The 15,118-nt window shown below is 73.6% G+C and carries 13 protein-coding genes; 11 read left to right on the forward strand and 2 right to left on the reverse strand.

Annotated elements, in window-relative coordinates:
• Positions 1-160: 160 nt before the first annotated feature.
• Positions 161-541 (reverse strand): helix-turn-helix domain-containing protein, encoded by a 381-nt coding sequence (locus AB0O19_RS01200; protein ID WP_363579254.1) that lies wholly within the window; start codon positions 539-541, stop codon positions 161-163.
• Complete coding sequence (locus AB0O19_RS01205) at positions 538-783, reverse strand: thiamine-binding protein (protein ID WP_079136014.1); 246 nt, start codon at positions 781-783, stop codon at positions 538-540. Before AB0O19_RS01205 ends, AB0O19_RS01200 begins: the two co-directional genes overlap by 4 nt.
• A 224-nt stretch (positions 784-1,007) precedes the next feature.
• Here AB0O19_RS01205 and AB0O19_RS01210 point away from each other — a divergent pair, with 224 nt between their 5' ends.
• The 11 genes from AB0O19_RS01210 (at position 1,008) to AB0O19_RS01260 (ending at position 15,066) form a co-directional block, all read left to right on the forward strand.
• Complete coding sequence (locus AB0O19_RS01210) at positions 1,008-1,853, forward strand: TIM barrel protein (RefSeq protein ID WP_363579252.1); 846 nt, start codon at positions 1,008-1,010, stop codon at positions 1,851-1,853.
• A 131-nt stretch (positions 1,854-1,984) separates the two neighbouring features.
• Positions 1,985-2,872 carry a 2-hydroxy-3-oxopropionate reductase gene (locus tag AB0O19_RS01215; RefSeq protein WP_363616753.1) on the forward strand — a complete coding sequence of 296 codons (888 nt, stop codon included), beginning with the start codon at positions 1,985-1,987 and terminating at the stop codon, positions 2,870-2,872.
• A 424-nt stretch (positions 2,873-3,296) separates the two neighbouring features.
• Complete coding sequence (locus AB0O19_RS01220) at positions 3,297-4,439, forward strand: glycerate kinase (protein WP_363616755.1); 1,143 nt, start codon at positions 3,297-3,299, stop codon at positions 4,437-4,439.
• Positions 4,440-4,636: 197 nt separating this feature from the next.
• Positions 4,637-6,034: an allantoinase AllB gene (gene allB / locus AB0O19_RS01225; protein ID WP_363616757.1), complete on the forward strand. Its 1,398-nt coding sequence runs from the start codon at positions 4,637-4,639 to the stop codon at positions 6,032-6,034.
• A gap of 9 nt (positions 6,035-6,043) precedes the next feature.
• A complete protein-coding gene (alc, locus tag AB0O19_RS01230) occupies positions 6,044-7,303 on the forward strand; it encodes an allantoicase (RefSeq protein WP_363616759.1) in 1,260 nt (419 codons plus the stop codon).
• Positions 7,304-7,405: 102 nt separating this feature from the next.
• A complete protein-coding gene (locus AB0O19_RS01235; RefSeq protein WP_363616761.1) occupies positions 7,406-8,866 on the forward strand; it encodes a catalase in 1,461 nt (486 codons plus the stop codon).
• A gap of 328 nt (positions 8,867-9,194) precedes the next feature.
• Positions 9,195-9,974: an IclR family transcriptional regulator C-terminal domain-containing protein gene (locus tag AB0O19_RS01240; RefSeq protein ID WP_063350013.1), complete on the forward strand. Its 780-nt coding sequence runs from the start codon at positions 9,195-9,197 to the stop codon at positions 9,972-9,974.
• Positions 9,975-10,240: 266 nt separating this feature from the next.
• Positions 10,241-11,158 (forward strand): metal-dependent hydrolase, encoded by a 918-nt coding sequence (locus AB0O19_RS01245; protein WP_363616763.1) that lies wholly within the window; start codon positions 10,241-10,243, stop codon positions 11,156-11,158.
• 123 nt (positions 11,159-11,281) lie between these two features.
• Positions 11,282-12,367 (forward strand): PDR/VanB family oxidoreductase, encoded by a 1,086-nt coding sequence (locus AB0O19_RS01250; RefSeq protein ID WP_363616765.1) that lies wholly within the window; start codon positions 11,282-11,284, stop codon positions 12,365-12,367.
• A gap of 27 nt (positions 12,368-12,394) precedes the next feature.
• Positions 12,395-13,258 carry a M24 family metallopeptidase gene (locus AB0O19_RS01255; RefSeq protein ID WP_363616767.1) on the forward strand — a complete coding sequence of 288 codons (864 nt, stop codon included), beginning with the start codon at positions 12,395-12,397 and terminating at the stop codon, positions 13,256-13,258.
• Entirely contained in the window at positions 13,255-15,066 is a 1,812-nt protein-coding gene (locus AB0O19_RS01260; RefSeq protein ID WP_363616769.1) for an SDR family oxidoreductase, read from the forward strand. The genes AB0O19_RS01255 and AB0O19_RS01260 overlap by 4 nt, the downstream gene beginning before the upstream one ends.
• Positions 15,067-15,118 lie beyond the last annotated feature (52 nt).

The raw sequence follows: 15,118 nt of genomic DNA on the forward strand, positions 1-15,118 counted from the left end.
TTTTGAACCGGCCGCCGTTGCCGGCGCGATTCGTGTGCGATTCGCCAAGTGCGCCCCGCCGGGGGCTGGTTCGGACTGGCCGCGCCGGCGGGGTCCGCCCGTCCGGAAGGTTTTCGCAGGGAGGAGGTCCTGGAGGAGTCGACCGGGGGATCGACCGGGGTCAGGAGGGCTTCGAGCCGTCCTGGCGGTTGAGGTAGTTGTACACCGTGAACCGGCTGACGCCGAGCGCCGAGGCGACCGTCTCGACCCCGTGGCGGACGGTGAAGGCGCCGCGCTCCTCCAGGAGGGCGACGACCCGTTGCTTCTCCCCGCGGTCCAGCTCGGCCAGCGGGCGGCCGTCGAACTGGCGGGCCATCTCGGCCAGCAGGCGGTCCAGGGCGCTGCTCAGGTGCGGCAGCCGGACGGCGAGCGCCGGGGTGCCCTCCCACTCCAGGACGACGTCCTCGGACTTCGCCTCGTCCAGTCGGACGGGCGTCGCGCCGACGGCGTCCAGCAGCGGCTTGATCGCCAGGGCGAGCGGGTGTTCCACGTGCTCGGTCACGGCGTGCCGCCCTCCTCGCCGAGCACGCTGACCTGGACCGAGATCCGGGTCGCACCCGCGGTCAGGGTTTCCCGGAGCAGCTTGGTCACCGCGGCGAGCACCTGGTCGGCCTCGCCCTCGGCGCCGGTCCCGAAGGGGCCGACCGAGACGGCCAGGCCGGCCTCGTCGACGACCTGGCGGGCCGCCGCGGCGTGCTCGGGGAACGTGTCCAGTTCGAACGGTTCTGTCGTGAACTCCACCATCAATCGCACGTGCTCACTGTAGCGAGCGCCGGGGCGGGCGGGCGGGGGTCGGTCGATCCGGCGGTCGCGGTGCCGGCGGGAGGGGGGTCCGGGTTCACGCCCGGACTTCTTCAACAAAACGTTGTGGCGGTCTTGACACCCGCTCGCCGAGCCGGAGATGCTTCCACCACGCAGAATCCCTCTTCCGGATCGTGGAAGTTGCGGATCTCGGAAGAGAGTGAGAGGTGAGTGACGTGACGGCCGCTTCCCGGCACAGCTTCACGGTCAACCTGTCGATCCTGTTCGGCGAACTGCCGCTGCTGGAGCGTCCCGCCGCGGCCGCTGCCGCCGGTTTCACCGCCGCCGAGCTGTGGTGGCCCTTCGGCGCCGAGCCCACCCCGTCCGAGGCCGAGCTGGACACCCTCCGCAAGGCCTTCGGCGACGCGGGCGTACGGCTCACCGGCCTCAACTTCCTGGACGACCTCACCCTCGGGGCCCGCGGCACCGTCTCGGTGCCCTCCGAGCAGGACCGCTTCCGGGCCAACGTCCCGGTCGCCGCGGGGCTCGCCGCCTCGCTCGGTGCCAAGGCGCTCAACGCGCTGTACGGCAACCGGATCGAAGGCGTCGAGGCCGCCGAGCAGGACGCCCTCGCGCTGGAGAACCTGGTGCTCGCCGCCGGGGCCGCGCACGAGATCGGCGCGATCCTGCTGATCGAGGCCCTCAACGCGGCGGAGTCCCCGGACTACCCGCTGGTCTCCGCGGCCGCCGCGGTCGAGGTGGTCGACAAGGTCAACGCGGCCACCGGCCTGGGCAACGCGAAGTTCCTCTGCGACCTGTACCACCTGGCCAGGAACGGCGAGGACCTGCCGGCCGTCATCGACGCCTACGCCGACCGGTTCGGCCACGTGCAGATCGCCGACAACCCGGGCCGCAACGAGCCCGGCACCGGTGGACTGGACTTCGAGGACCTCTTCGCCCGGCTCACCGCCGCCGGCTACACCGGCCCGATCGGCCTGGAGTACCGCCCCTCCACCGGCGTCAGCGCCGACAGCTTCGGGTGGCTGCCGCGCGAGCACCGCGCCGCCGAGTAGCCGCTGAGCAGGCGCTGGGCAGGCGCCGAGCAGGCGGGCCCTGCGCTGCCGCCGAGCAGGCGGGCCGCACGCCGCCGAGCAAAGCCCGGCCCACCACCCCCCACCCCACGAACGACGTAAGGAACGACGCGATGAGCCGCAAGATCGCCTTCATCGGCCTCGGCATCATGGGCAGCCCGATGGCCGCCAACCTGGTCAAGGCCGGCCACCACGTCACCGGCTACAACCTCACCCAGCCGCCGATCGACGCCCTGGTCGCGGCCGGCGGTCACGGCGCCACCAGCATCGCGGACGCGGTGAAGGACGCCGAGGTCGTCATCACCATGGTCCCGGCCGGCCCGCACGTCGAGCAGGCCATCCTGGGCGAGGGCGGCGTGCTGGAGAACGCCAGGCCCGGCACCCTCGTGATCGACATGTCCTCGATCACCCCGCAGACCTCCCAGAAGGTCGAGGCGGCCGCCAAGGAGAAGGGCGTGCGCACCCTGGACGCCCCGGTCTCCGGTGGTGAGGCCGGCGCCGTCGAGGCGGTGCTGTCGATCATGGTCGGCGGTGCCGCCGAGGACTTCGCCGAGGCCAAGCCGCTGTTCGACGTCCTGGGCACCACGGTCATCCACGTCGGGCCGTCCGGCGCCGGCCAGACCGTCAAGGCCGCCAACCAGCTGATCGTCGCCGTCAACATCCAGGTGCTCGCCGAGGCCGTGGTGTTCCTGGAGAACGCCGGCGTCGACCTGCCCGCCGCGCTGGACGTGCTCGGTGGCGGCCTGGCCGGTTCGACCGTGCTGAACCGCAAGAAGGCGAACATGGTCGACCGCGAGTTCGCCCCCGGCTTCCGGATCGACCTGCACCACAAGGACATGGGCATCGTCACCGAGGCCGCCCGCGCCGTGGGCGCCGCGCTGCCGGTCGGCGCCGTGGTGGCCCAGCTGGTCGCCTCCGCCCGCGCCAACGGCGACGGCTCGCTCGACCACTCGGCGCTGCTGCGCGGCGTCGAGCGCCTCTCGGGCCGCGAGGTCAAGTAGGCCCCGGGGCTCCTCGGGCCCCCGTGAACTCCTCCTGGTGGCGTGTACCTCATCCGGTCGTGCCCGCGCCACCAGGAGGCCAGACCCGACCGGCGGGCGGGCCGGGGCTCATCCGCCCGCCCGCCGGTCGATCCAGCCGGTGATGCGTACTCCCCTGCCGGGGGCACTTCGGTCGTGCCGGTACGCCTCGCCTGGCCCCCTCCCCGCCGAGGGGAGCCTCTCGTACGTCGGAAGCGGGACGAGGGGAACGGCGGGGAGGGGGCCGCACCTCCCGGCGGGAGTCGCACCCTCCCGGCGGGAGGCGCATCTCCCGGCCGGGGGCGTTTCTCCTGACGGGGGGTCGCACCCCAGGTGCACCCGGGCCCATGCTTGGCACAGGCTGTCGAAACATCGCCAGACCCCGTACGGAAGTGAGGACCGCACCATGCCCGTCACCCCCCACCAGGGCCATGTGGTCGTAGCTCCCGACAAGTTCAAGGGCACCCTGGAGGGTGCCGAGGTCGCCGCCCGGATCGCCGCCGGCGTCCGGCGCGCCGCGCCCGGCGTCGAGGTGCGCGAACTGCCCGTCGCCGACGGCGGCGAGGGCACCCTGGCCGCCGCGCTCGCGGCCGGCTTCACCCGCGTCCCGGCCAAGGTGGCCGGCCCGACCGGCCTGCCGGTGGACGCCGCGCTGGCCGTGCGGGGCGACACCGCCGTGGTCGAGCTGGCGCAGTCCTCCGGTCTCGCCCGGCTCCCGGGCGGACGCACCGCCCCGCTCGCGGCCGGCTCCTACGGCGTCGGCCAGCTGATCGGCCGGGCCGTGGCGCTCGGCGCCAAGCGGATCGTGCTCGGCCTCGGCGGCAGCGCCTGCACCGACGGCGGCGCGGGCATGGTCCAGGCCCTCGGGGCCCGCCTGCTCGACGCGGATGGCGCCGAACTGCCCCCCGGCGGAGCCGCGTTGCGCAGGCTCGACCGGATCGAGCTCGGCCCGCTGGCCGACGTACTGGCAGGCGTCGAGATCGTCGTGGCCTGCGACGTGGACAACCCGCTGCTCGGCCCGCGCGGCGCCACCGCCGTCTACGGCCCGCAGAAGGGCGCCGACGGCGACGACCTGGTGATCCTGGAGGAGGGCCTGACCCGCTTCGCCGACCAGGTCGCCCTGGCCACCGGACGGGACGTGCGCGACGCCCCCGGCGCCGGGGCCGCCGGCGGGGTGGGCTTCGCCGCCCTCGCGCTGCTCGGCGCCACCATGCGACCCGGTATCGAGCTGCTGCTCGAACTGCTGGGTTTCGACGAGGCCGTGCGTGGGGCACGCCTCGTCGTGACCGGCGAGGGCTGTCTGGACGCGCAGACGCTCCACGGCAAGGCCCCCGCCGGCGTTGCCTCGGCGGCCGCCCGGGCGGGGGTTCGGGTGGCTGCCGTGGCGGGGCGGCTGGAGCTGTCCGAGCCCGAGTGGCGGGCCGCCGGGTTCGCCGCCGCGATCGCCCTCACCGACCTTGCGGAGCAGCCGGGGGACAGCATGACCAAGGCCGGCGAGCTGGCCGAGGTCGCGGGGGAACGGCTGGCGGGCGAGCTGCTGTCCGGCTGATCTCGGGCTGATCCCCCGTGCCGACGGGGCGCGCGGATCCCCCGTGCGTTTCCCTCGTACGTTCCTCCATTGACGTTTTGTTGAAGGCGGGCCTAGGCTCCCGGCAATCCTTCGCTTCCCCGCCCGGCTCTCTCCCGGTTCCCCTCCCGGTTCCTGCCCGGCGCCCACCCCCAACTTCCAGGTTTCGGAGGTCTCCCATGCCTTTCAGCCAGCCAGCGGTGATCCGCTCCCGACGGGTGGTCCTGCCCGACGGTGAGCGCCCCGCCGACGTGCTGATCCGGGACGGGAAGATCGAGCAGGTCGCCGCGTACGGCTCGCTCCTCGCGGGCGACCGGCCCGACGGCGACGGCGGCCTCGCCGACCTCGGCGACACCGCCCTGCTGCCCGGCCTGGTCGACACCCACGTGCACGTCAACGAGCCCGGCCGCACCGAGTGGGAGGGCTTCGCCACCGCCACCCGGGCCGCCGCGGCCGGCGGCGTCACCACGATCATCGACATGCCGCTCAACTCCGTCCCGCCCACCACCACGCTGGAGGGCCTGGCCGCCAAGCGGAAGACCGCGGACGGCCAGGCCTGGGTCGACCTCGGTTTCTGGGGCGGCGCCGTCCCCGGCAACGTCCCGGACCTCGCGCCGCTGCACGAGGCCGGCGTGTTCGGCTTCAAGAGCTTCCTCGCCCCCTCCGGCGTCGACGAGTTCCCGCACGTCGAGGCCGCGGACCTGGAGGCCGCGCTGGCCGAGCAGGCCCGGCTCGGGGCGCTGGCGATCATCCACGCCGAGGACCCGGCCGTGCTGGCCGCCGCCCCGCAGCAACCCGGCGTCCACTACCGCGACTTCCTCGCCTCCCGCCCCGCCGACGCGGAGACCGTCGCCGTCGCCGTCCTGCTCGACACCGCCCGGCGCACCGGCGCCCGCGTCCACATCCTGCACGTCTCCTCCGCCGCCGTGCTGCCGCTGCTGCGCCAGGCCCGCGAGGACGGCGTCCAGGTCACCGCCGAGACCTGCCCGCACTACCTGACCCTGGCGGCCGAGCAGGTGCCGGACGGCGGCACCGCCTTCAAGTGCTGCCCGCCGATCCGCGACGAGACCAACCGCGACCTGCTCTGGCAGGCCCTGGCGGACGGCGAGTTCATCGCCGTGGTCTCCGACCACTCGCCCTCCACCCCTGACCTCAAGCTGCTGCCCGAGTACGGCGGCAGCGGTGACTTCGCGGCCGCCTGGGGCGGCATCGCCTCCCTGCAGCTGGGCCTGCCGGCGATCTGGACCGAAGCCCGCCGCCGCGGCCACGGCCTCGCCGACGTGGTCCGCTGGATGTCCGCCGGACCGGCCGAACTCGTCGGCCTCACCGGGGTCAAGGGCGCCATCGCGGCGGGCTGCGACGCCGACCTGGTCGCCTTCGACCCCGACGGCGAATTCGCCGTCCACCCCCGCGAGTTGCACCACCGCAACCCCGTGACCCCGTACGCGGGCCGGACGCTGACCGGCGCGGTCCGCACCACCTGGCTGCGCGGCCGCGCGGTGGACGTCTCGGCCGAGCCCTTCGGCCGCCGGCTCACCCGGCCCGCCGCCGCCACCCCGTCCGATCGCCCGTCCTGAGGAGACTTCGTGACCACTGCCGACACCCCGAGCGCTCCCTTCACCGAGCTGGTCAACCTGGCCTCGCGGCTGCTCGGCGCGGGCGTCGTCGCCACCAACGAGGACACCTTCGCCGACGCCGAGAACCTCCTGGTCGCCAAGCCCGCCGAGTTCCGCCCGCACACCTTCGGCCACAAGGGCCAGATCATGGACGGCTGGGAGTCCAAGCGCCGCCGCGGCGTCTCCGCCGACCAGCCCCACCCCACCGACCAGGACCACGACTGGGCGATCGTCCGGCTCGGTGCCGGCGGTGTGGTCCGCGGCCTGGTGGTGGACACCGCCCACTTCACCGGCAACTACCCGGAGAGCGCCTCCGTCGAGGCCGCCTCCGTGCCCGGCCACCCCTCGCCCGAGGAAGTGGCGGACGCCGAGTGGACCACGCTGGTGCCGCGCACCCCGCTCCAGGGCGACACCGCCCACGAGTTCGCCGTCGACGATGCCAACCGCTACACCCACATCCGCCTCAACATCTTCCCGGACGGCGGTGTCGCCCGGCTGCGCGTCCACGGCGAGGTGCTGCCCGACCCGCGCGAACTGGACGGCCTCACCTTCGACCTGGCCGCCCAGGAGTACGGCGGCGTGGCCGAGGCGGCGTCCGACCGCTACTTCTCCTCCCCGCACAACCTGAACGCTCCCGGTCGCGCCTCCGTCATGGGCGAGGGCTGGGAGACCCGGCGTCGGCGCGACAAGGCCAACGACTGGGTGCAGATCGCCCTGGCCGGGGGCGGTGAGGCCCTGGCCGCCGAGGTGGACACCACCCACTTCGTCGCCAATGCCCCCGGCTGGGCCGACCTCGTCGGCTTCGACGCCTCGACCGGGGCGGACCCGGCCGACGGCGAGTGGTTCGAGATCCTGCCCCGCACCCGCCTGCAACCCGACACCCGGCACCGCTTCCTGCTCGACGCGGGCCGCCCGGTGACCCACGTGCGCATCAACGTCCACCCGGACGGCGGCCTCGCCCGCCTCCGGCTCACCGGCCGCCTCACCGAGGCGGGCCGCGCGGCCCTCGCGCTGCGCTGGTTCAACGCCGTCCCGGCCGCCGAGGCCGCCGCGGCCCTCACCGAGGCCGGCCTGACCGCCGACGAGGCCGCCGCGCTGACCGCCGCCCGCCCGGTGGCGGACCAGGCCGCGGCCGCCGGCGCCGTCGCCGCGCTCCGGCCCGCCGACGGCCCCGACGGCGAGCACTCCTCCCGCCGCCGCTCGGCGGTCCGGCGCCTGCTGGGCGTCTGACGCCCGCTCGGTGATCCGGCGGAGCCCCGTGCACGCCAAGAACTGACGATGCGTCACATCACTCTCCATGCAACGCTTTTATCGACACCTGAAGGACCCTCCATGTCCAAGATCCTGACCACGGAGTCCGGCGCCCCGGTCGCCGACAACCAGAACTCGGCCTCGGCCGGCGAGTACGGCCCGCTGCTGATCCAGGACCAGCAGCTGCTGGAGAAGCTGGCCCGCTTCAACCGCGAGCGCATCCCGGAGCGCGTCGTGCACGCCCGCGGCTCCGGCGCGTACGGCTACTTCGAGGTCACCGACGAGGTGTCGCAGTACACCCGCGCGGACTTCCTCGCCGAGGTCGGCAAGCGCACCGAGGTCTTCCTGCGGTTCTCCACCGTGGCAGGCAACCTGGGCTCCAGCGACGCGGTGCGCGACCCGCGCGGCTTCGCGCTGAAGTTCTACACCGCGCAGGGCAATTACGACCTGGTCGGCAACAACACCCCGGTGTTCTTCATCAAGGACCCGCTCAAGTTCCCCGACTTCATCCACTCGCAGAAGCGCGACCCGTACACCGGCGTGCAGGAGGCGGACAACGTCTGGGACTTCTGGGCCCACTCGCCCGCCTCGACCCACCAGATCACCTGGCTGTTCGGCGACCGCGGCATCCCGGCCTCCTACCGCCACATGAACGGCTACGGCTCGCACACCTACCAGTGGGTCAGCGCCGACGGCGACGCCTACTGGGTCAAGTACCACTTCAAGACCAACCAGGGCATCCGCTCGCTGGACGGCGACCAGTCCGCCGAGGTGCTCGGCGCCGACGCCGACTCGCACCAGCGCGACCTGCACCAGGCCATCGAGCGCGGCGTGTTCCCGTCCTGGACCCTCTACGTCCAGCTGATGCCGGTGGCCGAGGCCGCGGACTACCGCTTCAACCCGTTCGACCTCACCAAGGTGTGGCCGCACGCCGACTACCCGCTGGTCAAGGTCGGCCGCCTGGTGCTCAACAGGAACCCGGAGAACGTCTTCGCCGACGTCGAGCAGTCCGCGTTCTCGCCGAACAACTTCGTGCCCGGCATCGGCCCCTCCCCGGACAAGATGCTCCAGGGCCGCCTGTTCGCCTACGCCGACGCCCAGCGCTACCGCCTCGGCGTCAACCACACCCAGCTGCCGGTGAACGCCCCGCGCGCCACCGAGGCGGACAACTACGGCCGCGACGGCCTCCACGCCGTCAACAAGTCCGGCCGCGGCAAGAACTACGAGCCCAACTCGTACGACGGCCCCGCCCAGACCGACACCGCGCTCGCCGCGCCGGTCCGGCTGGACGGCTACACCGGCACCTACACCACGCCGGCCCACACCAAGGACGACGACTTCTTCCAGGCCGGCGAGCTGTACCGGCTGATGTCCGCGGGCGAGAAGACCCGGCTGATCGACAACATCGCGGGCTTCCTCGCCCAGGTGAGCCGCGACGACGTGGTCGAGAAGAACCTCGCCCACTTCCACGCCGCGGACGAGGAGTACGGCGCCCGCCTGGAGGCGGCCGTCGCCAAGCTGCGGGCGGGCGACGAGGGCTGAGTCGCTCCGCCATGACGCGCCACGCGCAACGAGGGCCGAGCCACCCCGCCGTGGCGCGCCGCGCGTGACGCCCCGCTGACCGGCTGACCCGCCCTCACCGGCCGCCGGGGCCCCGCAACCCGGCGGCCGAGGGACGGTTCCCTCCGCCCCCGGGGCAGTGGGGGAGGGGACCGTCGCGCTGTCCTCCAGTACCGTTCCTCCAGGCGATCGGTGGGTGCTCCACGGAATGTTCACGGATATTCACGGACGGCAGTCGCCGGGCTCGCCGGGTCGATAGGCTGGAGGGCGCCCGCGGTCGCTCCGTGGGGGGACATCGGAAGGGGACGACATGTCGACACCAGCCCCGGGTCGCCACGCCGCGCTGGACCAGGGCCTCGCCGGCCCGTTCACCTCCTTGCAGCACGCCCTCAGACTGCTGGAGGCCGTCGACCGGCACCCTGACGGTGCCACCCTGGTCGCCCTCGCGCGGGAGACCTCGCTCGGCCTGCCGACCGTTCGGCAGCTCGCCGAGATCCTTGAGATCGAGGGCTACCTCCAGTGCCAGGACGGCGGTTGGGTGCTCGGCGGCACCTTCGCCCTGCTCGGCCAGCACAACCGGGAGCAGCTGGTGAAGGCCCGGCTGAACCGCAAACTCGCCGAGCTGCGGGACGAGTTGGGCGCGGCAGTGTACTTCACCCGCTACCACGACGGCGAGTTGTCGGTGGAGGCGGTGTCCGCGGCCGAGTACGCGCCGGCCGTGCAGGAGTGGGTGGACTTCCGGGCCACCGCGCACGCCAGCGCGATCGGCAAGTGCCTGCTCGGCCAGCTCGACGCGGACGCCCGCTGGGACCACCTCTCCCGCCACCCGGTGGCCCGGCTCACCTCCCGGACCGTCACCGACGCCGACCAGCTGATGCACCGGCTGGAGCGGCAGCCGGCCACCGTGCCGGTGCTGGACATCCAGGAGTACGCGCTCGGCACGGTGTGCGCGGCCGTCCCGATCACGGCGGGCAGCACGGTCGGCTGCCTGGCCACGTCGATGCCGGTGGACAACGTGCACAAGCTGAAGGCCGCCGCCGAGCTGCTGGCGGCCCGGGCGGCGCCGCTGATGCTGGCGATGGCGGTCTGACGGCCGGTCGTTCCCGTGGGCCCCGCCGGATCCGAGTGATCCGGCGGGGCCCGCCTGTTTGTTCGTGGGCGTGTCGGCTCGCATCGGCTCGCAGGCGTGTTCGTTCACGGGCGCGTCCGTTCGCAAGCGTTTCCGGTGACGGTCCCGGAGGGTGTCACTTATTAGACTCGATGTCGATAAGAGTCGCCGAACCCCTTGTCCCAGCCGCTACCCGCGAGTACGTTTCCCTGAGTCGAGCCGCCGCCCCGAGGTCAGGAGGGCCTGCCGTGCCCCGCTCCACCCCCGTACCCGCCCTTGCCGTCCCCGCCGCGCGCGTCCACGACAGCCTCGTCCTCGAACCCCGGGACGTCCGCTTCGACTGGGACCGGCTGCCGCTGCACTGGATCCCCGACGAGCCGATGGCCACCCACGTCATCAACGTGCTGCACCTGCTGCTGCCCGAGGGCGAGCGCTGGTTCGTCAAGGTCTTCAAGGAGGCGCTGCCGCTCATCCGCGACGAGCAACTGCGCGAGGAGGTCCTCGGGTTCATCGGCCAGGAGGCCATCCACGCCGAGGCGCACCAGGAAGTCCTCGACCACCTGCTCGGCCAGGGGCTCGACCCGCGTCCGTACGTCCGGCAGATCGCCTGGCTGTTCCAGCGGGTCCTCGGCGACAAGCCCGGGCTCAGCCCCGCGCGGCGACGCGAGAACATCATCGAGCGGGTCGCCTTCGTGGCGGCGATCGAGCACTTCACCGCCTTCCTCGGCAACTGGGCGCTCAACTCCCCGGGCCTGGACCGCGCCAAGGCCGACCCGACGATGCTCGACCTGCTGCGCTGGCACGGCGCCGAGGAGGTCGAACACCGCAGCGTCGCCTTCGACCTGATGGTCCACCTCGACCCCGGCTACCTGCGCCGGGTCCGCGGCATGGCGGTCTCCGGGCCGCTGCTGGTCCACCTCTGGGTGCGCGGCGCCCGCTTCCTGCTCGCCGCCGACCCCACCCTCGACGGACGGCTCAAGCCCACCTGGAGCGAGGCCGGCAGGATCGCCAGGCGCGGACTGCTGCCCGACCCGGTCCGGTCGATCCGCTCCGGCCTGCGCTACCTGCGGCCCGGCTACCACCCCACCCAGGAGGGCTCCTCCAGCCAGGCCCTCGGCTACCTCGCCGCCTCCCCGGCCGCCCGCGCGGCAGCAGTGAGCCACTGACAAGGGGTCAAGTAACGGAGTTCAGATAACAGATAACAGAAGACGTTATCTGTTATCTGAACTTTGAAATCCGAAACTTGTCACCTGCCGCTCGCGCCCCTCCCAGACGCCAAGGACCGCCGGATGGACCTGCTCAACCCGCCCCCCGACCTCTACGGCCGCCCCCGCGCCGACGCGTTCATGCGCCGGCTCACCGCCTTCGGCGACCGCTACACCCCGGCCCTCGGCAGCCCCCTGCTGCGCCGCAACCCCCGCCGCCCGCTCAGCTGCCCCACCCCGCCGCTCCAGCTGGTCGTCGCCGCCCGCCGCCAACTCACCCCCGAAGTCGTCGAATTGCGGCTCACCGACCCCTCCGGCGGCCCGCTCCCCGGCTGGCAGCCCGGCGCCCACCTGCGCCTCGCCCTGCCCTCCGGCCGCGAACGCCACTACTCGCTCTGCGGCGACCCCGCCGACCGCGCCGCCTACCGGATCGCCATACGGCGACTGCCCGAGGGCGGCGGCGGCTCCGTCGAGATCCACGACACCCTGCACCCCGGCAGCAGGCTCACCGCCCGCCGCCCGCGCAACGGCTTCGCCTTCTGCGCCGAGCCCGCCGTCCTGCTGCTCGCCGGCGGCATCGGCATCACCCCGCTGCTCCCGATGGCCCGCGAGGCGCAGCGGCACGGCCTGGACTGGCGCCTGGTGCACGTCGGCCGCAGCGCCGACACCCTCCCGTACGCGGACGAGCTGCGCGCCCTGGACCCGAGCCGGGTGGTGCTGCGCACCGACGACGAGCACGGCGTGCCGACCGGCGCCGACCTGCTCGCGCACGCCCCGCGCGGCGCCGCCGTCTACTGCTGCGGCCCGGCCCCGATGCTCACCGCCGTGCAGCGCTCCCTGGGTGAATCCCCCTCCACCGCGCTGCACTTCGAGCGCTTCGGCGCCGCCCCGATCATCGGTGGCGCGCCCTTCGCCCTGCGCCTGGGCGCCGACGGCCCGGCGCTGGACGTCCCCGCCGACCGCTCCGCCCTGGACGTGTTGCGCGAAGCCCGTCCCGACCTCCCGTACTCCTGCCACCAGGGCTTCTGCGGCACCTGCGAGGTCCGCCTGCTGGCCGGCACGCCCGAGCACCGGGACCGCCGGCTCACCCCCGAGCAGCGTGCCGCCGGCGCCGTGCTGCCCTGCGTCTCCCGGGCCGCCGAGGGCGAGACCCTGGTGCTCGACCTGTAGCGTGCTCGACCTGTAGAAGGAGCCCCGATGGCGAAACCCCCGACCTTCCCCTACGACGAGCGCGACCTCGCCCGCTTCCGCGAGACCCAGCAACTCGCCTACCACTGCGCCGAACAGGTCGCCGCCTGGATCGAACCGGGCGTCACCGAGCGCCAGGCCACGGCCGAGCTGCGCCGCCGCCTGGTCGCCGCCGGGGTGCAGGACTTCTTCCACGTCCCGTTCGCCTGGTTCGGCGACCGCACGGCCTTCCGGCACTTCCACACCCCGCTCCAGTTCTTCGCCGGCAACCGCCGCCTGGAGGAGGGCATGCCGTACGTCCTGGACTGCGCGCCCATCGTCGACGGATACACCGCCGACATCGGCTACGGCGGCAAGGTCGGCGAGAACCGGGTCTGGGACCGCCTGGCCGCCGACCTCCAGGTGTACCGCGAGCTGATCCTCGCCGAGGTGCGCGCCCGCCGTCCGCTCAACGAGGTGTACGCGGCCGTGGACGCGCAGATCGCCGCACACGGCTACGACAACCGCCACCAGGTCTACCCGGGCCGGGTGATCGGCCATCAGGTCACCCGTACCACCGTGCGCGGCCCGGCCGGGGTCAACGTCTTCGGCTTCGGCGTGCGCACCCTGCAGACCCTCGGACGCGAACTGATCTCCGAGCGCCTGCACGGCCGTTCACCGCTCTGGGCGGACGGCCGGTCCTCCCGGCACGCGCCCACCCCGGGCCTGTGGGCGGTCGAGCCGCACATCGGCTTCCGCGGCGTGGGCATCAAGTTCGAGGAACTGCTGGTGGTCACCGAGGACGACGCCCACTGGCTCGACGACGACCTGCCGCACGTCCGCCGCTGGACGGCGGGCGCCGCCCACGACGTTGCCCTGGAGGCCGCCCGATGACCACCCCCGCCGCAGACGCCCCGGACGCCCCGGCTGCCTCGCAGGCCCCGGACGCCGCAGCTGCCCCGAAGGCGCTGGCCGCCCCGCCCGTGCGCCGCCGCACCGTGCACTCCGACGGCCTCCCGCTCGCCGTCTTCGAACAGGGCGACCCGGCCGCACCCACCGTCCTCCTGGTGCACGGCTACCCGGACACCCACGCGGTCTGGGACGATGTCGCCGCCGACCTCGCCCGCGACCACCACGTGGTCCGCTACGACGTGCGCGGCGCCGGCCGGTCCGGAGTGCCCGCCACCCGGGACGGCTACCGGCTGGAGCGCCTGGCCGCCGACCTGTTCGCGGTCGCCGACGCCGTCAGCCCCGACCGCCCGGTGCACGTGGTCGCCCACGACTGGGGCTCGCTGCAGTCCTGGGAGGCCGTCACCGCGCCCGGCTCCGAGCGGCGGATCGCCTCGTACACCACCATGTCCGGCCCCTGCCTGGACCACGTGGGGTACTGGCTGCGCCACCGGATGCGCCGGCCCACCCCGCGCCACCTGCGCCAACTCCTCCACCAGGGCCTGCACTCCTGGTACATCACCGCCTTCCACCTGCCCTTCCTCGCCCCCGGCGTGTGGCGCCTGGGCCTGGCCCGGGCCTGGCCGCGGGTACTGCGCGACCTGGAGCAGGTCACCCCGCGGCCCGACCACCCGCAGCCCGGCCTGCGCCGCGATGCCGTCCGCGGCATCGAGCTGTACCGGGCCAACTTCCGCCCCACGCTGCGCAGTCCGCGCGAGCGGCCGACGCAGGTGCCGGTCCAGCTGATCACCCTCACCCGGGACCGCTACGTCGCCCCGTTCCTCTCCGAGGGGCTGGAACGCTGGGTGCCCGAGCTGACCCGACGGACGCTGCACGCCGGCCACTGGTCGGCGCTGCTGGAGAAGGGAGCCACCGTGGCCGAGATGGTCCGCGAGTTCACCACCCGCATCGAACGCGGAAGCGCCGAGCCGACCCGGGAGCAGGGTGACGGCCGGCTGGTCGTCGTCACCGGCGGCGGCAGCGGCATCGGCCGGGCCACCGCGCTCGCCTTCGCCGAGGACGGCGCCCGCGTCGTGGTCTGCGATCTCGACCTCGCCGCCGCCGAGCGCACCGCCGAACTCGCCTCGCTGATCGGCCCGCAGGCGCACGCCTACCGGGTGGACGTCGCCGACGGCGCGGCGGTGGACGCCTTCGCACAGGCGGTCGCGGAGGAGCACGGGGTGCCCGACGTGGTGGTCAACAACGCCGGCATCGGCCACTCCGGGACGTTCCTGCAGACCACCGAGAAGGAGTGGCAGCGCGTCCTGGACGTCAACCTCTGGGGCGTCATCCACGGCTGCCGCGCCTTCGGCACGCTGATGGCCGACCGCGGCCAGGGCGGTCACCTGGTCAACGTCTCCTCGGCCGCCGCCTACCTGCCGTCCAAGGCGCTCACCGCGTACGCGACCAGCAAGGCCGCGGTGTTCATGCTCTCGGACTGCCTGCGCGCCGAACTCGCCGGGCACGGCATCGGCGTCTCCACCATCTGCCCGGGCATCGTCAACACCAACATCACCCGCACCTCCACCTTCTCCGCGACCACCGCCGACCAGCAGGCCGCCAAGCGGGCCCGCGCCGCCAGGCTCTACGCCCGCCGCGGCTTCCCCCCGGAGAAGGTCGCCACCGCCATCCTCACCGCCGTCCGCACCGGCAAGCCGGTCGTCCCCGTCACCCCCGAGGCCAAGGCCGCCCGCTTCCTCTCCCGCCTCAGCCCCGGCCTCCTGCGCCTGGCCGCCCGCCTCAACGTCACCTGAGCGGCCCCTGCGGGTCTGCGATATCGGACAGCCTTTGATACTCCAAGTCGGC

It is taken from the genome of Kitasatospora sp. NPDC091276 (genome assembly GCF_040684355.1).
Lineage (GTDB): Bacteria > Actinomycetota > Actinomycetes > Streptomycetales > Streptomycetaceae > Kitasatospora.